Source organism: Velocimicrobium porci (genome assembly GCF_009696045.1).
GTDB lineage: Bacteria > Bacillota > Clostridia > Lachnospirales > Lachnospiraceae > Velocimicrobium > Velocimicrobium porci.
Map to the genome: position 1 here is coordinate 45,825 of NZ_VUMT01000015.1, position 19,081 is coordinate 64,905.

Sequence of the window (19,081 nt, forward strand, 5' to 3'; positions counted from 1 at the left end):
TAGGAGGAAGATGTGGCGAAGAAAGAGGAATTACAAATAAGAAAAGGAAATGCGTTTCCACTTGGAGTGACTGAAACTGAGAGGGGAATGCAGTTTGCAACGGTAGTTCCGAAAGATTCAGTTTGTAAACTGTTATTATATCGAAGAGGAAAAAAAGAAATAGCATTTGAAATTTTTTTAGGACAAGAAGTTTGTATCGGTATGGTACGCTCTGTTATTTTATCGGGAATTTCATTTGACGGTTTGGAATATGATTATGAAATAGACGGAAAAATTATACCAGACCCTTATGCAAAACGAATAACAGGAAGAGAGCATTGGGCATCGAAAAAATGGAACGAGCAGAGAGGCAGAATAGAATCTCATTTTTTTGACTGGGGAAATGATAAGGCACCTCATATTCCGTATAATGAGATGATTTTATATCAGATTCATGTAAGGGGATTTACAAAGCATATTTCTTCCGGAGTGACCGGGCGTGGAACGTTTGAAGGGGTGAAGGAGAAAATTCCTTATTTAAAAAGATTAGGTGTTAATGCGTTATTTTTTCTTCCGATTTACGAATTTGAGGAGCGAATGGAACGGGAGAGCAGAAAGATTTATGGAATGCCGGCAGAGTTTAAAGAAACACCGCATGATTTGGATAATATTCATCTAAATTATTGGGGATATACAAAAAATTCGAATTATTTTGCACCAAAGACTTCTTATGCTTTTGATAAGGAAGAGCCGGATGTTGAGCTAAAATCTCTTATTAAGGAATTGCATCAAAATGATATGGAAATTATTTTAGACATGTTTTTCGAGGCAGGAACGAATATGACAATGGTTTTGGATTGCCTTCGATATTGGATTCTTTGTTATCATGTAGATGGATTTCGTGTGAATGACAATGTAGTTCCGGTTTCGTTTATTATGCAGGATCCTGTGATTGGAAGTGCAAAGCTTTTTGCTACTTCATGGAATCATGGAAGTACAGAAGAGAATTGCAAATTTGCAAATGAAAAGCTGGCTGCAGAGTATAATGATGGTTTTATGAATGATAGTCGGAGATTTTTAAAAGGTGATGAAGGGCAGGTTAATCCTTTTATATATCGGATGAAGCGTAATCCGGAGTCTTTTGCGGTGATTAATTATGTTACGAATGTGAATGGATTTACCTTAGCAGATTTGGTTTCTTACGATATGAAACATAATGAAAAAAATGGCGAAGATGGAAGAGATGGGACAGACTATAATTATAGCTGGAATTGTGGTGTTGAGGGAAAGACACGGAAAAAGTCGATACTTTCTCTTAGAAAAAAGCAAATGAAAAATGCAGTTGTTATGCTATTATTAAGTCAGGGGACACCTATGCTGCTGGCTGGTGATGAATTTGGAAATTCTCAGGATGGCAATAATAATGCTTATTGTCAGGATAATGGAACATCTTGGCTTAATTGGAAATTACTTGAGAAAAATAGTGATTTGTTTGAATTTATACAGAAGCTAATCCTATTAAGAAAAACACACCCCATTCTTCACATGAAAAAAGAATTGAAAGTTATGGATTATGCTCTGCTTGGATGTCCGGACATTTCATTTCACGGAACAAAAGCATGGTATCTGGATGCAAGTAATTATAGCCGGGTTTTGGGAATTATGCTGTGTGGAGAGTATGCTTATACAGAATATGGACAAAATGATTGCGATTTTTATATTGCATATAATATGCATTGGGAATCACATACCTTTGATTTGCCACGGCTTTTTGGAAAAAAATATTGGGGAAAATTATTAGATACAAGCGAAGAAGTAGAAGCGGTACATGAGGTAAAAATGACGTCTTATTTGGTAAAACCAAGAAGTATTGTTATATTTCAATCAAAAATGACACCAGAGAACTAGGCTGGTGTCATTTTAAGATTGGGATTATTGATAATTGTGTTCGGCTACGATTTGATCGTATAAATCGAGCTTGCAGTAAGCATTTTTTGAAAAATGTTTACAGTTTGTGCAGGAAATATCTACATTATCGCTGTAAAGACTTTTAAATGTGTCACTGTCTTTCTTTGGATCAAAGGAAGAACAATGCTCAGCTACTTTTTCGTAGGTTTTTGAATCTGAACGCATAAAGAATCTCCTTTCTGTGGAACATAATTGTAAAATAAATTACTGTTTTATTGTTCCTTAGATGAGAAAAAATATACAATCAGGCCGTAAAGAAAGCGGTTACAAGTCGGTTGATAGAATCTTGGTCTTTAGCACCCATAAGTTCTCTTGCAGAATGCATTGCAAGAAGAGGTACGCCAAGATCAATTGTCTTCATTGGAAGCCAAGAAGAAGACAGAGAGCCGAGTGTGCTTCCGCCAGGCATATCCGAACGATTCACATATTTTTGATATGGAATCTGATAACTTTCACAAAGTTGCTGAATAATTGCAGTTGCTTGTGTATCAGTTGCATATTTTTGACTGGAATTAAGTTTTAATACAACACCGCCATTTAATTGTGTAACGTTCGTTGGATCATTTTTAGATGGATTGTTAGGGTGATATCCATGTGCTACATCAATACTAATCATACAGCTGTTCATAATGGAATCGTATAATTGAACGGTTGTCATTGAAAGAGCATCAAAGATTTTTTGAAGTAAAATGTTAGTAATAACCGAATCGGCACCCTGTTTTGTACGGCTTCCAATTTCTTCGTTATCATATAATGCAATTATCTGTATAACCGATTCGTTAGAGGCATTTACAATTCCGTTTAAACATGCCAATACAGAAGTCATATTATCTAATCTTGGTGCAGAAATAAAGTCTTCATTCATTCCTAATATACATGCAGATTCCTGATTGTATACATAGAAATCAAAATCCAAAATATCTTCTTTTTTTACCTTTAATTCATTTGCAATAAAGGATAAAAAATAATCATTTTTGTTTAATGTTTCATTCATCATTCCGATTAATGGGAGCATATCAGATTGTGGATTTAGTTCAATTCCTTTATTGGTGTCCCGATTCATATGAATTGCCAGACTTGGAATTGTCAGGAGTGGGCGTTTGAAATCAATAAAACGGATTTCAGGTTCAAAGATAGTTTCACTTTTTAAAGCTACTTTACCTGCGACTGATAGTGGGCGGTCAAGCCAGTAACTTCTTGCCAGTCCTCCATAAGTTTCGACATTTACCCGGAGATAGTTTTTTTCAGAATATTCCGGATGGGGCTTGATTCTCAGACAAGGATGGTCGGTATGAGAAGAAGCAATTCGAAATGTAACATTTTCTTTTATATTTTTTCCGATATGGAAAGCAAATAAAGTGGAATCATATAGAGTTACATAATAATTTCCACCTTTTTTTAGCGTCCATGGTTTTCCAATTTCTAATTTTTCAAAACTTTTTTCTTCTAACATAGAAGCACTCTTCATAATTGCATGAAATGGCGAAGTTGCTGAATCTAAAAATGACAGTAATTGTTCATTTGCATTCATAATTGAATCCCTCTTTTCTATATTTAATAAGTTTAAAATACATGGAAAGAATTTTAAACTGCCCAAGGCCATAGGAATATCATATAAGAATTTGAAAAAAAAGACAAGAAGTATAGATAAAAACTTCTATTTTTTACTAAAAATAGAATTCTATAGTAAAAGATGCTATAATGAGCGTTGTAGCTTTGATATGTGTGAAAAAGCATAGAAAATAAGGAAAGGATTTATAAAATGGTTGCAGTAAAAATTTTAGATGTGAAGGATTTTATGTCAAAGTTATTGATCGGGGAAGTTTTTGACACGTTTTGGATGACAGAGCTGGAAATTTTAACTTCCAATCAGTATAAAATTAATGGGCATTTAAATCAAAGTTGGTATGACCAACAAGAATTGGAATTACTTGGAGCAAGAGAATATGCAAAATGGAAAGAAATGAAGCCATTGGCATTTCAAATTATAAAAGGGAATAAAACCCCTCAGGTCTTAAAAGTTGTGTTTATGTATCCTAAAAAAGGGATTTTTCATTTTTTAGAAGAAATAAAAAGTTCGTTCAAAGAGGATCAGATTGAAGGATTATTTTTGAATATCCGGTATGAAAATAATAATCTTACAATTGTAACGGGAACTTCGATTGCTGTTTTTTCAATGGATAAATCGTTGGAAAAAGAGTGGGATGAAAAGGTAAAAGTATTTTTAAAAGCGAAAGAAATTGTTTTTGAAGAGATGTAATAACTTTTGCTTAGATAGGAGAATGGGATTGAACAAGAAAAAATTAATGTTTCAAATTATATTGTTTCTGACAGGAGTTGTATGTTTTCTTTTTTTATTTGAACAGCTGAAAAGTCAAAACAGATTGAATAACCGGGAAACAGAGAATATGCAAAAAAGAAATCGTATAGAGATACAAAAAGAGCATAGTAATGAAGAAGAGAAGTTGATGAAGCAAGATGAAAAACAAGAACAAAAAATAAAAGAAAAGAGGACGTCACTTGCATTTGTCGGCGATATATTATTTTCGGATGGTGTTTTAGATTGTTATGATAAAGATGGAATTGATGGAATATTGGAATCTTCAGTAGCAGAGCAATTGAGTTCGGCAGACATTACAATTATAAATAATGAGTTTCCATTCAGTAATCGGGGAAAAAAGGCTGCAGATAAACAATTTACTTTTCGGGTAGATCCAAACAGAGTATCAATATTAAATAAGATTGGCGTTGATGTTGCCTCAATTGCAAATAATCACACCCTTGACTTTGGAGTGGATGCCTTGCTTGATACATGTGAAACTTTAAAAAATGCAGGAATTGAATACTTAGGGGCAGGGAAAAATTTTGAAGAAGCAAAAGAGATTAAGTATCGAACAATTAATCAACGAACGATTGCATTTATTGCTGCTTCACGTGTAATTCCTGTCGTAGACTGGAATGCAGGAGTTGACAAGCCGGGGCTATTGACAACTTATGATCCGGCAAATGTACTTGACCTGATTCGTGAGGCGAAAAATAAAGCAGATGCTGTAATCTTATATGTACACTGGGGATTAGAACGAAAGAACATTCCAGAAGATTATCAGAGAAATCTTGGAAGACAATATATTGATGCAGGGGCGGATCTTGTTGTTGGAAGTCATTCACATTGTCTTCAGGGGATTGAATTTTATAAGGATAAGCCGATCGTATATAGCTTAGGGAATTTTATTTTTGGGACGACAATAGAAAAAACGGTTGTTTTGAAAGTGGTTATTGAAGAAGACGGGCATATGGAACTCTCCGTTCTTCCATGTAAGGCAAATCATTTTAAAACAGTTTTAATTAAAGAAAAGGAAGAATTGGATAACTTTTATAAGTTTTACGAAGAAATTTCATATCAAGTTTCATTCGTAGGAGAAACAGAAGAACGAAGGGTTGTTAGCACTCACTAAAAATGAGTGCTAATTTTTTCTTGACATTCGGAACAAACGGTATTAATATTATGTTTATCGAAGAAAAACAAGAAATAATTAAAAATAATATATAAGAAATTAAGGAGTGAGTATTTATGTCAATGGAACAAGGAAGCTTGTCAATTAATTCAGAAAATATTTTCCCTATTATTAAAAAATGGTTATATTCAGACCATGACATTTTTGTAAGAGAATTAGTATCAAATGGCTGTGATGCAATTACAAAATTAAAAAAATTAGAGTTAATGGGCGAGGCTACCATACCGGAAGATGTTAAATTTAAAGTAGATGTAGAGGTAAATCCGGAAGAAAAAACACTTACTTTTACTGACAATGGTGTTGGTATGACTGCTGATGAAGTAAAAGAATACATCAATCAAATCGCATTTTCAGGAGCAACTGACTTTTTAGAAAAATATAAAGACAAAGCAAGTGAAGATCAGATTATTGGTCATTTTGGACTTGGTTTTTATTCTGCATTTATGGTAGCAGATAAAGTTACAATTGATACACTATCTTATAAAGAAGGTGCAGAATCAGTTCACTGGGAGTCGGAAGGTGGAACTGAATTTGCAATGGATAAAGGCGAGAAGGCAGAAGTTGGTACAACAATTACATTATATTTAAATGAAGACAGTTATGAATTTTCCAATGAATACAGAATCCGTGAAATACTAACAAAATATTGTTCTTTCATGCCGGTTGAGATTTACTTGACAAAGGCAAATGCAGAGCCGGAATATGAAACAATTGATGCAAGTGAAGTTCGTGAAGATGATGTTGTAATTGAAAATATCGTGGAAGAAGCGAAGACAGAAGAAAAAGAAAATGAAAATGGAGAAAAGGAAGTTGTTGAAGTTTCTCCTAGAAAAGAGAAAGCAAAGATTAAGAAACGTCCGGTTTCTTTAAGTGATACAACACCTTTATGGACAAAACATCCAAATGAGTGTACGGAAGAGGAATACAAAGAATTTTATCGTAATGTATTCCATGATTATAAAGAGCCATTATTCTGGATTCATTTGAATATGGATTATCCATTTAATTTAAAAGGTATTTTGTATTTCCCAAAACTAAATACCGAATATGATAACTTAGAAGGTGTTATTAAATTATATAATAATCAGGTATTTATTGCAGATAACATTAAAGAGGTTATCCCAGAATTTTTAATGTTATTAAAAGGTGTGATTGATTGCCCTGATTTACCTTTAAATGTATCAAGAAGTGCATTGCAAAATGATGGCTTTGTTAAGAAAATCTCAGATTACATCACAAAGAAGGTTGCCGACAAGTTAATTGGAATGTATAAGGTAGACCGTGAAAATTATGAAAAATATTGGGATGATATTAGTCCATTTATTAAATATGGCTGCTTAAAAGATGATAAATTCCGTGATAAGATGAAAGAGGTTATTATCTTTAAAAACCTGGAAGAAAAATATATCACTTTGCCTGAGTATGTAGAAGCACAGAAAGACGGCGAAGCTGAAGAGCAAAAGGCAGAGGACGCAACAGTTAATGAAGCAGATAACAATGAATCTGAGGCTGAGAAAGAAGAAGAACCGGCAGTTGTATACTATGTAACCGATTTACAACAACAGAGCCAGTATATTAATATGTTTAAAGAACAGGGACTTGATGCGTTGATTTTGACACACAACATTGATCAGCCATTTATTACCCAGTTAGAGCAGGGTGACTTAAAAGTTCGCTTCCAGAGAATTGATGCCGATGTTACAGATACGCTAAAAGAAGATGTGGATGAAGAAGCATTAAAAGAAGAAACGGATACATTGACAGAAGTATTTAAAAAAGCACTTGGAAAAGAGAATTTATTAGTTAAGGTTGAAAAATTGAAAAATGAATCAATTGCTTCTATGATTACATTATCTGAAGAAAGCAGAAGAATGCAGGATATGATGAAAATGTATGCTATGGGAGGAATGGATCCGGCAATGTTTGGCGGTCAAGGCGAAACGTTAGTTTTAAATGCTAATAACCAACTTGTTCAATACATTTTTGAGCATAAAGATGGTGAAAATGTTGACATGTTCTGTCAGCAGTTATATGATTTGGCATTATTAAGTAATAAACCATTAACAGCAGAAGCAATGACGAATTTTATTGCAAGAAGTAATAAGATCATGATGCTTTTGGCAAAATAGAGATAGACTTTAAACACTGGATAAAAACTGCTACAAGATACTAAGTTATAAAATAGTATTTTGTGGCAGTTCTTTGTTTTTTATCAGATTTTGTTGTTCTATTTGTCGAAAAGAAGTAGAATAAAAAATTGACTTAGGTATTTAAGTATGCTATCATATATGGTAATGAATACTACATGTGATAGTAAAAGAAGTTATAGGAGGTGCGTTTCATGTCATATCGAATTATAGGAGATAGCTGTACTGACTTGACAAGAGAGCAGAGGAAATCAGGAGATTACTATTTGGTACCACTTACGTTGGAAATAGGAGAAGACAGTTTCATTGATGACGAAACATTTGACCAGAAAAAATTTATAGAGAAAATGGCAGCTTATCCGGAAGTGCCAAAGTCAGCATGTCCTGCACCAGAAGCATATATGGAATTATTTGAACAGGCAGATGACATTTATGTGGTGACATTATCTTCTAAATTGAGTGGCTCATATAATTGTGCCGAGCTGGCAAAGAACTTATATTTGGAACAGCATGAAAAGAATATTGCAATTATTGATTCAAAATCTGCTTCTTGTGGGCAGGCATTAATTGCAGGCAAAATAAAAGAGCTTGTTGACAGTGGATTGTCTTTTAATGAGGTTGTGGAACAAGTGAGCTGTTATAGAGATGAAATGAATACAATGTTTGTTTTAGAATCTTTAGATAACCTTCGTAAAAATGGAAGACTTTCTAATATCAAAGCATTGCTTGCCAATGCACTTAACATAAAGCCAGTTATGGGTTCGACAGATGAAGGTTCAATTACTCAGTTAGATCAAGGAAGAGGTATGAAGCGTGCATTAAGTAAAATGGTTGACATAATTGCGAAAAATGTTAAGAACCCGGAAAAGAAGATGCTGGCAATTGCACATTGCAATAATTTAGAACGTGCTGAATTCGTAAGAGAACAAATCTTGCAAAAAATTCCTTTTCAAAAAGTAACAATTGCAGATACAGCAGGGGTCAGCACGCTTTATGCGAATGATGGAGGAATTATAATCGCATATTAAGAATTACTATTTGATGAAAAATTTTTAGAATTAAAAAAAATACTTGCGTTATAGATAGGAAGTTAGTATAATAATAAGAGTGGTGCAAGTCACTCTTATTAAGTTGCTTTCGTAGCTCAGTTGGTAGAGCACTTCACTCGTAATGAAGGGGTCGTGGGTTCGAGTCCCATCGAAAGCTTGATAAAAACCCTTGTAAATAGAGGAATACAGCGATTTTAGGAAAAATAAAAAAGCTGTATTTCTCTATTTTTTGGTTTAGGTGGTGAAATCTTTGTACATGGGTTACTATCAATCATTTGCCATTTGACAGAGTCATTTAGCATACTACTTAATATTTTTTGATTGCTTGAAATCTACCACGTTTAACACTTGATTCAATAGTTTTCCTACTACAGTTAAGAATTTCAGCGGATTCGTTTGTATTAATTATATTTTACAAAATTCACAAAGTCACACATAGATAAAGGAGTCTCCGTTCCATTCTCCCAAAGTTCACTTTCAGACCAATCTAAATCCTCATTCCAACTTATTCCGTAACCACTAGGTTCAACTGTTATTTGCCATACCCAGTATATAATTTTAGCACTTTTTTGAGAGTAATTGAGAAAAGGCAGCCATAAGACTGCCTAAGAAATAATAGGGGAAGATTGTACTATTTATGAAATTCACCTAAGAATGATTCATTAACTTATGTTATATTGCAACAACAAAATGAATATGCTAATTTCATGGATACGATACAGAAAAAGGTGGATGATATTCTTCCAGCGGTTCAAAAGCAAATACAGCAGAAAAATTACATGCTAATTTTGCGGGAATAGAAACCTGTAGATTTGAAGTAATCAAAAGGGCAGTTGAAAATCCTGTTTTGGGTCTGACATTAAAAGACAGATTAGAAAAAAATCGTAAAAATGTTGTGTATGATATTAAACAGCAAATTGGTGTAGGTCTTGCAAATGGTAATAGTGGAGATGCTGCAAACGATATTCATTGGCGTTGTTTCTTGAAGTATGAATTGGAAGATTTGGAAATAGAAGATTTGGAAATAGAAGATTTGGAAATAGAAGATTTGTTCGTAGAAAACGAAACAAATAACAATTCAGAATCTAAAAGCGAATATGTGGAATCAGTCGAAAATATAGACGAAGTTAGAGCTGCACGAGGGGAAGACGGAAAAACGCATTATATTCCTGAAGATATGAAATACCCAGAATGGAAAGAAAAAAAGCATTTAGATGATATGGGAGCGGTAGCTTCTAACATAGGTGACATTTTGATGTTTCGGAAAAATGTTTGCATTAGTGAAGTATTAGAAGAAAAATTTTTTAGAGATAAAATATTCGAAATAAGGACATGCAAAAACGGAACAATTTGGCTTAATGACTGGATACCTTCCCAAGATATAGGAATTTTTTATTGCATTGATTGTAATTATATATGCGTGTAAATAGAATGTAAAAAAAGGAAAATAACGTATGACAAAAATCAAATTATTAGACAACACAACATTACCATGCAAAACAGTAGAAATCCAGAACGGGACATTAGTCTTGGAAACCACAACAGACAAGACAGCAGAGGAGCGTTTGAGGCGGTAAGAAATATTAAGAAATAATTGCATGGAAGAAATAACCATGCTACAATAGAACACAGGGAATAACTGTGTACAGGGTAGTTGACCTCTTCTCATACAAAAAGAGAGGAGGTGGTGCAAATGAGTACATATGAAGCGTTAATGATTATGTTGACCTTTGGGTTACTTATTATAGCACTTATCTCCTATTTAGATAGGAAATAAAATAAAAAAATAACTGCCCCTGTTCTTGGCGGAATTGGGCAGTTATTGAACCAATTTTAGAGGTCAACCACTTTGTGGGCGGTTTTCCCGTTTCTAATTTAACTATAACACAAGGAAATAAATTTTACAAGTAGTTTAGGCACTCTTCGGAGTGTCTTTTTTGACTTTGTAGGAAATTACGATTTTGGAAAAGTAATAAAAGAACAACAGTTCGCCAAACATACGTCAGATAAACTGGTGTTTGGATATGGTGGCAAGACGACGCAACTTAGGAGATATAGAAACCTTCAACGCCAGCCTCGTCATCAAATAAGTCGTCTTCATTTAAGAAATAATCCATATCTAGAAGGTTATCCTCGCTCATTCGGCGAATGTCCTCGGATGTCATTCCTTCCGGTGGGTTATCCATATATTTTTTGCGTAGTTTCTCTGTGTTTGGGTTCATGTAAGTATAGAAAAACAATTTGCTTCCTGTAGCCTAAATAAGAATAATGTTTATGACGATAAAGAAAATAAGCTAATAATTGAAATCCCAAAAGGGACAAATGCATTTATTACAGAAAACAGAATGGAAAGTGAAATGATATTACATAATCCGACTTATCAAATAAAGAAAGTGGAAATTAACAAAAAAATCAAGTATGTATTTTAGTGAAGGTGATTATATGAGCGATTTATCAGTAAAAAGAAAAAGTGAAATTGTATATAGACACTTTACAAGAAAAATATAATGCTCCCAGAAATACTGCCATAGATATGGCAGTAGCTGAATTATTATGTGGTAATTGTAATAAATTTTGGTGTGAGAATTGTCGAGATGAAAAGAATAAAGTAGATTATAAAAAAGGATATTGTATTGAGTTTGAAGAAAGAAGAGATTAAGTGGTATTTTTAAGGGTAATGTATAATGGTTGAAATATATTTGAAAAACAATGTATTTTATGAGTTGGACGCAACGGTAGAACATGTTAGAGCCTTATTGGAAGATAATTTTATAAAAGAGGATACGTTTTTACCTTTTCAGTTTGAAGATGGTTTAAAAGCGTACATTAAAAAAAGTGAAATAGTGGCATTTAATGAAACTGATTAGGACGTTGAGAAATACGTCTTATTTTTATGCTCCGAAATGAGGGCAAACTAATTTGTGGGACAGGTTGACATCACTCAAATTGTGGGCGATTTATAACAACTCGAAAGGAAAATGAAATAAATGAATTTAGAAAAATTAAAACAGCTGTTAGAAAATGGAGCAATTTCACAAGATGAATTTGACGAGTTAGAAAAGAATTATCAAGCGAAAGAACAGGCTCTTAAAGAGGAAAGTAATCGGCTATATGCAATAAAAGCATTGAAACAAAAGTGAAGGCATTAGAATTATAGGTTTGTAAAGTAGAAGAGAAAAAGTCAATTCTATTTACAGACAGAATGGAAGAAGGAGGGCGTAAATTTTTCTGATGCCAGATACAGCATTTTTTGTTTGTTCGTGGATGCTGTTTCGCTTTTTTGATACTTTTCATATCCCAGTGTTGTATTCATTTCAGCTTCCAAAAGTTCTTGCAAAATATCTTTGAAGCATTCTTTCAGATAAGCATACAAATCAGCAACATTTGTGTTGTTATCTGCAATCATCTTCACATTACTAATAGTGTCTGTTTTTATAATAAAAAATAGCAATCTGTGTTCGATCTCTTAAAGAAAGCTTCTCTAAAATTAAGCTGATATAATTTCGAATAGTTCCTTCACTTAAAAACAACGCTTCTGCAATTTCCTTGTTAGAAAGCCCATCTGCAATTTTTAAAATAATTTCATATTCCTTTTCTGTAATCCCAAATGTTTCATATGAAAAGTGTTCTTCTTGCTGAGATAAAAGCTTAGGAAGTTTATTAACGATTTCTGTACCATAAATATTATGCCCAAGATTTACTGCTTTGACCGCGGATATAATTCCTTCAAAATCTTGTTTTAACATATAGCCTTTGGCACCGATATTTAAAGCTTTTATAATGTATTCATCATCTAAAAAAGTTGTTAAATATAAGATTTTTGCGTCGCTATGCTTAGAAAGAATGTGTTCTCCTGCTTCTAAGCCTGACATGAATTCCATTCGAATATCCATTAAAAGAACATCGGGCTTTGTTGCTTCATAAAGAGCAATAGCATCTTTTCCACTATATCCCATTTCCACAACGTTAATTTCTGAATCAGAAGAAAGAATGGTTTTTAAAGATGTACAGACAATCTTATCGTCGTCAATTATTAATAACTTCATTGGTATCCTCCTTTGGAATCGTTACATATATATGAAATCCGTGTTCCATATCAATTTGAAATGAACCTTGAACCCCTTTTGTACGGTCATACATGCTTTGTAATCCCATGCCATCTGTATATTCGGAGCGAGCCTGACATTTCAATATGGATAGTTTTGCGGTTTCGCTAATCGTACCGTTATCACAAAAAGAAAAGTAATAATATGTTTCGTCTTCGGATAAAGTAATAACAACTTTGGTAGCATTGGAATGTTTCGCAACATTCGAAAGACCCTCCTTTGTCAGAGCGATAAAACAATATTTTAATTTTAGCATAGGCACAGTTTTAATTGAATAATTTAAAATTGCTTCACAAAAGGTAAATTCTCTTACAAGTGTTTCCAGATTAGTGTGTAAATTAATTGATTCATTATGAATATTGTGGATACTTGCCCGAATACTATCCATTCCTTCGGAGATTGATTCCTTTAATAAAGTAAGCCCCTCTTTTATTTCCGGTTCTTTTGCGATGGTTAGAAGTGCACCAATCTGGAGCAAAGAGCGAGATAGCACATGTCCTACGTGGTCATGAATTTCTTTTGAAATGCGATTGCGTTCGTTTAAAATGGCTGTTTCTATTTCATAATCCTGATTTTCGAGAAGGCTTTTACTTTTAGTTTCCTGAGCAATTGTAAGTGCCCTTGAAGTAGTACGAAAAGCCTCATAATCCTCTTGTAAAAGTTCAATTGTTTGTGTTTTATAGCTTAGTAATAAACTGATGGAAAAGAATAGGCAGGTAAATAATAGGAAAATTGAGTTATAGGACGACCAGTTAATAATAAATGGAATAATTGCTAAAATAGAAGCACCTCTAAAAAAAGAAGTTTGTATATCATATGCGGTAACAGGTAAAAAAAGAGCATAATAAGGAAAGACACAGCAGAGTGCAGTAAATATAAGAAAGCTTCCAAGATGGATTAGTTTCTTGTTGGTTAGTTGATTGAGGGCAGACAAAAAGATTATAATTCCAAATGGAATTAGTACATCAAATTCATCAATTGTAAGATAATAAAGAGATGAGCTACAAGTCAGAAGTAGTAGCTTATCAATATTTTTCTGCATAAATAATCTCCTTTTTCTTGGATCTTTCCGATAATTTACTTATGTGCGGAAACATAAGTAATAAATATAATTATTATGACATAAACAATAGAAAAATTCAATTGTTGAAAGAAAGAATTACTTTACAATCGAACAAATGTATGATATTATGAAAACAAACATATATTCGAATGGAGGCAATTATGAAGCAGACGGTTTACGGTCAGGAAAATATGAGTATCATGGATAAATTAGCTATTTTATCTGATGCAGCAAAATACGATGTCGCCTGTACATCAAGTGGAGTTGCCAGAAAGGGAACATCTGCAACAATGGGCAATACAATTGCAGGTGGAATCTGCCATTGCTTTGCGGCAGACGGCAGATGTATTTCATTGCTTAAGATTTTGTTTACAAATGAATGTATTTTCGATTGTAAATATTGTGTTAACAGGAGTTCAAATGATGTGGTACGAACTTCATTTACTGCAAAAGAAGTTGCCAGACTTGTGATTCAGTTTTATCGGAGAAATTATATCGAAGGGCTGTTTTTAAGTTCAGGAATTTATAAAAGTCCGGATTATACGATGGAGCAGTTATATGAAACATTACGAATTCTCAGGGAAGAATACCAATTTAATGGATATATTCATGTGAAAGCAATACCAGGAGCAGATCCGCTCTTAATTGAACGAACCGGATATTTAGCAGATCGAATGAGTATTAATTTAGAACTTCCTACGGCAGATGGTCTGAAAGCTCTGGCTCCGAATAAAAAGAGGACTGCCATTTTAAAACCAATGCGGCAGATTCAGATTAAAAGAGAAGATAATCAATATAGGATTGGAATGAAGGGAGAGCTTGTACCTAGAAATCAAAGAAATGAGCTGATGGCATATAAAAAGAACAAGACCTTTGTGCCAGCAGGGCAAAGTTCTCAGATGATTGTTGGTGCAACAAATGAAAGCGATTATGAGATTATTAAAGTTGCAGAGGCATTATATAAGAATTTTGATTTAAAACGAGTTTTTTATTCTGCATTTGTTAACACAACATTTGACACTCACCTTCCTGTATTACAGGATGGACCTCCATTACTCAGAGAGCATAGACTTTATCAGGCAGACTGGTTACTTCGTTTTTATGGCTTTGAAGCATCAGAATTGTTATCGGAACAGAAACCGAATTTTAACATTTTGTTAGATCCGAAGTGCAATTGGGCTTTAAATCATTTAGAACAGTTTCCTGTAGAAGTAACGAAAGCCTCCTATAAAACACTGCTTCGTGTTCCGGGAATTGGTGTAAAGTCAGCACAAAGAATTCTTTTGGCTAGAAAGAGCTGTCTGTTAGATTTTAGTGACTTGAAAAAAATGGGTGTCGTATTGAAAAGAGCATTATATTTTATCACTTGTAATGGAAGAATGATGTATCCAGTAAAATTAGAGCCAGATTTTATTATCAATCATATGCTTGATTTAAAAGAACAGCTTCCGAATGGGATAGGTGGAACAGGAGTTTATCAGCAAATTTCTTTGTTTGATGATACCGACACAAGATGGAGATTATCTGTGTAAATGGATAGAGGAGAAGTGAATATGCTGCAAAGAATTTATGTTACTGATGGAAGTATTGACGGTATTTTTACAGCAATCTACCGTGCATGGGAAAGTAAATATGGTCATAAGAATATTAAGCTAATAGAGCGGGATGAAAATGAAACATTGGAATTTTTTAGTGAATATATAGACATAGAACCAGAACAGGAAATTTCTTATAAGGTAGCAAAGACAATTAAAGAGCGCTTATCAAATGTAGGATATAAGTTTGTTGTTAAGGCTTGTTTATCGAAGGAAAAAGGTCGTTCGGATGCGGTTTATCGTTTTTTGTTACTTGGTTTTTCTGTCGGAGCTTCTGTGCTGGAACAGTTAGCGCATCCATATGTGTATCCTATTTATAAAATGAATAAGAATGTTACGAATGAAGTATTACATTATATGGGGTTTTTACGTTTTGAAGAGTTGAAAAATGGAGTATTATGTGCAAAAATCTGTCCGCTTAATAATATATTAACATTGCTATCGCCCCATTTTTCTGATCGGTTTCAAAATGAAGATTGGATTATAATGGATGAGCGAAGAGGGATAGCAGCACTTCATAAAAAAAGATCGGATTATTTGATTGTGGAGTGTTCCTTTTTTACAAATGAAGCGTTTTTTCAGTGTTCTGATGAAGAAACATATTTACAGCATTTGTGGAAAAGTTTTATTAATTCAATTGGGATTTCAGAGAGAGAAAATGAAAAATTAAGACAACAAATGCTACCTAAAAGATTTCAAGAGTTTATGAAAGAATTTGATTAAAAAATCGGTTTGGTTGACATTCTTTTTTTCATCTAGTATGATACGTTGCAGAAGAGAAAATTATAAAGAATAAGAATAATGAGAAAAGAGGATGGTAGAAGATGGAATTAGCAGAACAGTTTCAAAGGACAAGATTTTTAATTGGAAGTAAGGGGATTGAGCATTTACAAAAAGCCAGAGTTGCTGTATTTGGAGTTGGTGGAGTTGGCGGTTTTGTTGTTGAGTCTTTAGTACGAAGTGGTATCGGAGAAATTGATTTAATTGATAATGATACGGTTAGTTTGTCCAATCTGAATCGGCAGATTATTGCGACTAGGTCTACAATTGGAAAATATAAAGTAGATGTAATGAAAGAGAGAATTTTGGATATTAATCCGGAAGTAATTGTTCATACTCACAGATGTTTCTTTTTACCGGAAACTGCCAGTCAATTTGATTTTTCTAAATATTCTTATGTAATTGATGCGATTGACACGGTGACAGGAAAAATTCAGATTATTGAACAGGCAAAGAAAGCGAATATACCTGTAATTAGTGCAATGGGAGCAGGAAATAAACTAGATCCTACCAAATTTGTAGTAACAGATATTTATAAGACTTCAATCTGTCCATTAGCAAAAGTAATGCGAAAAGAATTGAGAAAGCGTGGAATTGATAGTTTAAAAGTTGTATATTCAACAGAAGAAGCATTAACACCAAACTATGATGGTCAACAAGAATTGAATGCAGGAGGAAAGCGGGCAGTGCCGGGAAGCATTGCTTTTGTTCCATCGGTTGCGGGACTTATTTTAGCTGGTGAAGTGGTAAAGGATTTGATTAAATATGAATAAAGTATAAGAAGCGTGGAATACTACCCTTGTAAATATATTATAGGAGGGTAATTCTATGAAAAAAAGAATTTATTTATTAGCAGCAGTGTGTTGCCTTTCTGTTGCCGTTATGACAGCATGTGGGTCTAATAATGACGGAACGAATGGAAACACAACGAATGGTGCAGGTACGAATGCAACCGATACAAACAGTACGACAGACAATGCTACTAATAATGCCACAACAAATGGAACTGCAAATGACACAAATACAACGAATACAAATGCCAATAATAATAAAACGAATGCAAACGACAATGGTGGTGTAGGTCAGGGCATTGTAAATGGTGTAGAAGATGTAGGAAAAGGTGTTATTGATGGTGTAGAAGATGTAGGTGAAGGAATCGTAAACGGTGTTACAAATGGTAATAATGATAATAATAACACTACGACGAATAACAATAAAACTACAAAGAACACAACAGAAAATAACAATACTACAACTACAAAAACAACAAATCCATAATAGAATTTGTCATAAAAAAGAAAGTCGTTGCCTATTTGATAACAAAGCAACGGCTTTCTTTTTTACTTTTCTTCTTCCTTTTTATGATAACGTTTTCCATATACAGAAGTGTCTGGTTTTATAGTTTTTTTAACTTTTTCTGCGATTGAAATATTTTTTTTTGTGTCATCCAAAGAAAATACATAAAGATAGCATGGAAAACCATGGTAGAATATTTCTTTTTCCATCTTCATCCCTAGTTTTTTTGCTACATTTATTGAGCGGACATTTTCTTTTGCAATAGCAGCGACAATGCGGTTCATATTAAGCTCATTTGTTGCATAATCCAATACTGCCTTACAACATTCGATTGCATATCCACATCCCCAGTGTTCGCGGTCAAGAAGATAAGAAAGTTCAATTTCTGGTCTTTTATCAATTGTCTGATTTTGAATTCCACAACGTCCTATTAATGTATTTGTACCTTTTTCGAAAACTCCCCATAATCCATAACCATAGAAGGAATAGACATTTTTAATGTAAGCTTTTTGCTTTTCAATTTCGATTTCTAAATATTCATCCAACTTTTCAATGTATTGTTGTACTTCTTTATTTTGATAGATTTGATAAAGCTTAGGAACATCGTCAACAGATAGTTCACGAATAATAAGACGTTTTGTTTCCTTTATTGTGAGCGGAATTTTATTAGCACGATTTAATATATCACTGATATATTTGTAATTTAACGCACGAAGGCTATCGGTGGCGGCAGTTGCTGCATATAAATCCTGATTACCGGAGCTTGGATTTATAAAACCAATACATGCAATATCAGCAGCTTTTGCTGCCAGAGTCCCGTTTTTCGAATCCTCGATTATAACCGCTTCTTTTTTATTGACACCCAGTTGCTTTAGTGTTTCTAAAAAAATATCAGGAGCTGGCTTGGGATTTGCAACGGTTGTTCCTGATATTAATTTTGTAAAATATTTTTGAATTCCAAACTTTTTGGTTACTGCCTCAATTCTTTTTAAAGGTGAGGAAGAGGCAACAGCAAGCTTTATTCCTTGATTGTATAAGCTTTTTATTAACTCTTGTATCCCATCGACCGGAATCATTCCTTTTTCTTCATAAATAGCCTTACAGTTTTTGGAATCTAATTCTATCAGTTCGTTTAAATCAACAGATAACTGATAATCGGATCGAATCGTTTCAAACATATTGGCTGTTGTTGAACCAACGAATTGATAGAGATAATCCATAGGTAAATCGACATTATAAGCAGATAATGTGCGTTGCGTGGATAAAAGGTGGAGTGGTTCACTGTCAATAATAACTCCATCCATATCAAAGATAACAGCTTTTAACATAGCAATGGCTCCTTTTCAATTTTCTTAATAGAGTATATAAATTTACTAGTTTAAATCCATTTTTTATAAACTTATTATAGCAAAAGATAAAGCTTTTTGATATAATTTTGTATAATCCAACAAATTATTATTTTACTTTATAGGAAACTTCGTCTCCTATAAAGCAAAAACGCTCCGCGAGGATGTGCACAGATGCGAAAGGAGTATTGTTGCAAAAAGCATGCAACACGCATCTGGCACGCAAAGTGGAGCAAG

At 33.5% G+C, this 19,081-nt stretch carries 22 protein-coding genes and 1 tRNA gene; 16 read left to right on the forward strand and 7 right to left on the reverse strand.

The genetic code is table 11. The annotated features are described in order from the left end of the window. Window positions 1-12: 12 nt before the first annotated feature. Window positions 13-1,887: an alpha-amylase family glycosyl hydrolase gene (locus tag FYJ58_RS10370; protein WP_154519660.1), complete on the forward strand. Its 1,875-nt coding sequence runs from the start codon at window positions 13-15 to the stop codon at window positions 1,885-1,887. Window positions 1,888-1,911: 24 nt separating this feature from the next. Here the strand turns inward: FYJ58_RS10370 and FYJ58_RS10375 are convergent, their stop codons facing one another. After that, window positions 1,912-2,112 (reverse strand): hypothetical protein, encoded by a 201-nt coding sequence (locus FYJ58_RS10375; protein WP_154519661.1) that lies wholly within the window; start codon window positions 2,110-2,112, stop codon window positions 1,912-1,914. A gap of 79 nt (window positions 2,113-2,191) precedes the next feature. Then, window positions 2,192-3,478 carry a M18 family aminopeptidase gene (locus FYJ58_RS10380; RefSeq protein ID WP_154519662.1) on the reverse strand — a complete coding sequence of 429 codons (1,287 nt, stop codon included), beginning with the start codon at window positions 3,476-3,478 and terminating at the stop codon, window positions 2,192-2,194. A gap of 267 nt (window positions 3,479-3,745) precedes the next feature. On the opposite strand from FYJ58_RS10380, the gene FYJ58_RS10385 reads away from it, so the two are divergent. The 8 genes from FYJ58_RS10385 (at window position 3,746) to FYJ58_RS15365 (ending at window position 10,435) form a co-directional block, all read left to right on the forward strand. Then, window positions 3,746-4,207 (forward strand): DUF5721 family protein, encoded by a 462-nt coding sequence (locus FYJ58_RS10385; RefSeq protein WP_205839229.1) that lies wholly within the window; start codon window positions 3,746-3,748, stop codon window positions 4,205-4,207. Between the two features lie 28 nt (window positions 4,208-4,235). Further along, window positions 4,236-5,402 (forward strand): CapA family protein, encoded by a 1,167-nt coding sequence (locus FYJ58_RS10390; protein WP_205839230.1) that lies wholly within the window; start codon window positions 4,236-4,238, stop codon window positions 5,400-5,402. 116 nt (window positions 5,403-5,518) lie between these two features. Beyond that, entirely contained in the window at window positions 5,519-7,591 is a 2,073-nt protein-coding gene (htpG, locus tag FYJ58_RS10395) for a molecular chaperone HtpG (protein ID WP_154519665.1), read from the forward strand. 212 nt (window positions 7,592-7,803) lie between these two features. After that, on the forward strand, window positions 7,804-8,637 hold the full coding sequence (locus tag FYJ58_RS10400) for a DegV family protein (protein WP_154519666.1): 834 nt from the start codon (window positions 7,804-7,806) through the stop codon (window positions 8,635-8,637). 105 nt (window positions 8,638-8,742) lie between these two features. Beyond that, window positions 8,743-8,815, forward strand: a tRNA-Thr gene (locus FYJ58_RS10405). Between the two features lie 690 nt (window positions 8,816-9,505). After that, window positions 9,506-10,084 (forward strand): hypothetical protein, encoded by a 579-nt coding sequence (locus FYJ58_RS10410; RefSeq protein WP_154519667.1) that lies wholly within the window; start codon window positions 9,506-9,508, stop codon window positions 10,082-10,084. A gap of 28 nt (window positions 10,085-10,112) precedes the next feature. After that, window positions 10,113-10,235: a hypothetical protein gene (locus FYJ58_RS15065; RefSeq protein ID WP_268892676.1), complete on the forward strand. Its 123-nt coding sequence runs from the start codon at window positions 10,113-10,115 to the stop codon at window positions 10,233-10,235. A gap of 116 nt (window positions 10,236-10,351) precedes the next feature. Beyond that, window positions 10,352-10,435: a putative holin-like toxin gene (locus tag FYJ58_RS15365; RefSeq protein ID WP_408647382.1), complete on the forward strand. Its 84-nt coding sequence runs from the start codon at window positions 10,352-10,354 to the stop codon at window positions 10,433-10,435. A gap of 268 nt (window positions 10,436-10,703) precedes the next feature. On the opposite strand, the gene FYJ58_RS10415 is transcribed toward FYJ58_RS15365, so the two are convergent. Beyond that, a complete protein-coding gene (locus FYJ58_RS10415) occupies window positions 10,704-10,844 on the reverse strand; it encodes a hypothetical protein (protein WP_205839233.1) in 141 nt (46 codons plus the stop codon). Window positions 10,845-11,128: 284 nt separating this feature from the next. Here FYJ58_RS10415 and FYJ58_RS10420 point away from each other — a divergent pair, with 284 nt between their 5' ends. From FYJ58_RS10420 to FYJ58_RS10430, 3 genes are all read left to right on the forward strand, one after another. Then, window positions 11,129-11,317, forward strand: a complete 189-nt coding sequence (locus FYJ58_RS10420) for a hypothetical protein (protein WP_154519669.1) — start codon at window positions 11,129-11,131, stop codon at window positions 11,315-11,317. Window positions 11,318-11,342: 25 nt separating this feature from the next. Then, window positions 11,343-11,525 carry a hypothetical protein gene (locus tag FYJ58_RS10425; protein ID WP_154519670.1) on the forward strand — a complete coding sequence of 61 codons (183 nt, stop codon included), beginning with the start codon at window positions 11,343-11,345 and terminating at the stop codon, window positions 11,523-11,525. A 120-nt stretch (window positions 11,526-11,645) separates the two neighbouring features. Then, window positions 11,646-11,798 carry an SHOCT domain-containing protein gene (locus tag FYJ58_RS10430; RefSeq protein WP_154519671.1) on the forward strand — a complete coding sequence of 51 codons (153 nt, stop codon included), beginning with the start codon at window positions 11,646-11,648 and terminating at the stop codon, window positions 11,796-11,798. A 47-nt stretch (window positions 11,799-11,845) separates the two neighbouring features. Here the strand turns inward: FYJ58_RS10430 and FYJ58_RS10435 are convergent, their stop codons facing one another. Genes FYJ58_RS10435 through FYJ58_RS10445 form a run of 3 tightly spaced genes read right to left on the reverse strand, consistent with a single transcriptional unit; the run spans window position 11,846 to window position 13,806 of the window. Further along, complete coding sequence (locus FYJ58_RS10435) at window positions 11,846-12,070, reverse strand: hypothetical protein (protein WP_205839231.1); 225 nt, start codon at window positions 12,068-12,070, stop codon at window positions 11,846-11,848. 4 nt (window positions 12,071-12,074) lie between these two features. Then, window positions 12,075-12,704: a response regulator transcription factor gene (locus tag FYJ58_RS10440; RefSeq protein WP_154519673.1), complete on the reverse strand. Its 630-nt coding sequence runs from the start codon at window positions 12,702-12,704 to the stop codon at window positions 12,075-12,077. Further along, the gene (locus tag FYJ58_RS10445) at window positions 12,685-13,806 is read right to left on the reverse strand and encodes a sensor histidine kinase (RefSeq protein WP_154519674.1); all 1,122 of its coding nucleotides are present in this window, start codon (window positions 13,804-13,806) and stop codon (window positions 12,685-12,687) included. Before FYJ58_RS10445 ends, FYJ58_RS10440 begins: the two co-directional genes overlap by 20 nt. Before the next feature lie 182 nt (window positions 13,807-13,988). Between FYJ58_RS10445 and FYJ58_RS10450 the strand changes: the two genes are divergently transcribed. The 4 genes from FYJ58_RS10450 (at window position 13,989) to FYJ58_RS10465 (ending at window position 17,480) form a co-directional block, all read left to right on the forward strand. Further along, window positions 13,989-15,359: a putative DNA modification/repair radical SAM protein gene (locus FYJ58_RS10450; protein ID WP_154519675.1), complete on the forward strand. Its 1,371-nt coding sequence runs from the start codon at window positions 13,989-13,991 to the stop codon at window positions 15,357-15,359. 21 nt (window positions 15,360-15,380) lie between these two features. Then, a complete protein-coding gene (locus FYJ58_RS10455) occupies window positions 15,381-16,145 on the forward strand; it encodes a TIGR03915 family putative DNA repair protein (protein WP_205839232.1) in 765 nt (254 codons plus the stop codon). A gap of 101 nt (window positions 16,146-16,246) precedes the next feature. After that, on the forward strand, window positions 16,247-16,975 hold the full coding sequence (locus tag FYJ58_RS10460) for a tRNA threonylcarbamoyladenosine dehydratase (protein WP_154519677.1): 729 nt from the start codon (window positions 16,247-16,249) through the stop codon (window positions 16,973-16,975). A 55-nt stretch (window positions 16,976-17,030) separates the two neighbouring features. After that, window positions 17,031-17,480 (forward strand): hypothetical protein, encoded by a 450-nt coding sequence (locus FYJ58_RS10465; protein WP_154519678.1) that lies wholly within the window; start codon window positions 17,031-17,033, stop codon window positions 17,478-17,480. 62 nt (window positions 17,481-17,542) lie between these two features. Here the strand turns inward: FYJ58_RS10465 and FYJ58_RS10470 are convergent, their stop codons facing one another. Then, on the reverse strand, window positions 17,543-18,826 hold the full coding sequence (locus FYJ58_RS10470; RefSeq protein ID WP_154519679.1) for a GNAT family N-acetyltransferase: 1,284 nt from the start codon (window positions 18,824-18,826) through the stop codon (window positions 17,543-17,545). Between the last annotated feature and the right edge of the window lie 255 nt (window positions 18,827-19,081).

Coding starts and splice junctions, on each gene's coding strand:
- FYJ58_RS10380 (WP_154519662.1), bottom strand. CDS start 3,478: ATGAATGCAAATGAACAATTACTGTCATTTTTAGATTCAGCAACTTCG.
- FYJ58_RS15365 (WP_408647382.1), top strand. CDS start 10,352: ATGAGTACATATGAAGCGTTAATGATTATGTTGACCTTTGGGTTACTT.
- FYJ58_RS10450 (WP_154519675.1), top strand. CDS start 13,989: ATGAAGCAGACGGTTTACGGTCAGGAAAATATGAGTATCATGGATAAA.
- FYJ58_RS10440 (WP_154519673.1), bottom strand. CDS start 12,704: ATGAAGTTATTAATAATTGACGACGATAAGATTGTCTGTACATCTTTA.
- htpG (WP_154519665.1), top strand. CDS start 5,519: ATGTCAATGGAACAAGGAAGCTTGTCAATTAATTCAGAAAATATTTTC.
- FYJ58_RS10375 (WP_154519661.1), bottom strand. CDS start 2,112: ATGCGTTCAGATTCAAAAACCTACGAAAAAGTAGCTGAGCATTGTTCT.
- FYJ58_RS10400 (WP_154519666.1), top strand. CDS start 7,804: ATGTCATATCGAATTATAGGAGATAGCTGTACTGACTTGACAAGAGAG.
- FYJ58_RS10465 (WP_154519678.1), top strand. CDS start 17,031: ATGAAAAAAAGAATTTATTTATTAGCAGCAGTGTGTTGCCTTTCTGTT.
- FYJ58_RS10430 (WP_154519671.1), top strand. CDS start 11,646: ATGAATTTAGAAAAATTAAAACAGCTGTTAGAAAATGGAGCAATTTCA.
- FYJ58_RS10470 (WP_154519679.1), bottom strand. CDS start 18,826: ATGTTAAAAGCTGTTATCTTTGATATGGATGGAGTTATTATTGACAGT.
- FYJ58_RS10415 (WP_205839233.1), bottom strand. CDS start 10,844: ATGGATAACCCACCGGAAGGAATGACATCCGAGGACATTCGCCGAATG.
- FYJ58_RS10460 (WP_154519677.1), top strand. CDS start 16,247: ATGGAATTAGCAGAACAGTTTCAAAGGACAAGATTTTTAATTGGAAGT.
- FYJ58_RS15065 (WP_268892676.1), top strand. CDS start 10,113: ATGACAAAAATCAAATTATTAGACAACACAACATTACCATGCAAAACA.
- FYJ58_RS10385 (WP_205839229.1), top strand. CDS start 3,746: ATGTCAAAGTTATTGATCGGGGAAGTTTTTGACACGTTTTGGATGACA.
- FYJ58_RS10455 (WP_205839232.1), top strand. CDS start 15,381: ATGCTGCAAAGAATTTATGTTACTGATGGAAGTATTGACGGTATTTTT.
- FYJ58_RS10445 (WP_154519674.1), bottom strand. CDS start 13,806: ATGCAGAAAAATATTGATAAGCTACTACTTCTGACTTGTAGCTCATCT.
- FYJ58_RS10425 (WP_154519670.1), top strand. CDS start 11,343: ATGGTTGAAATATATTTGAAAAACAATGTATTTTATGAGTTGGACGCA.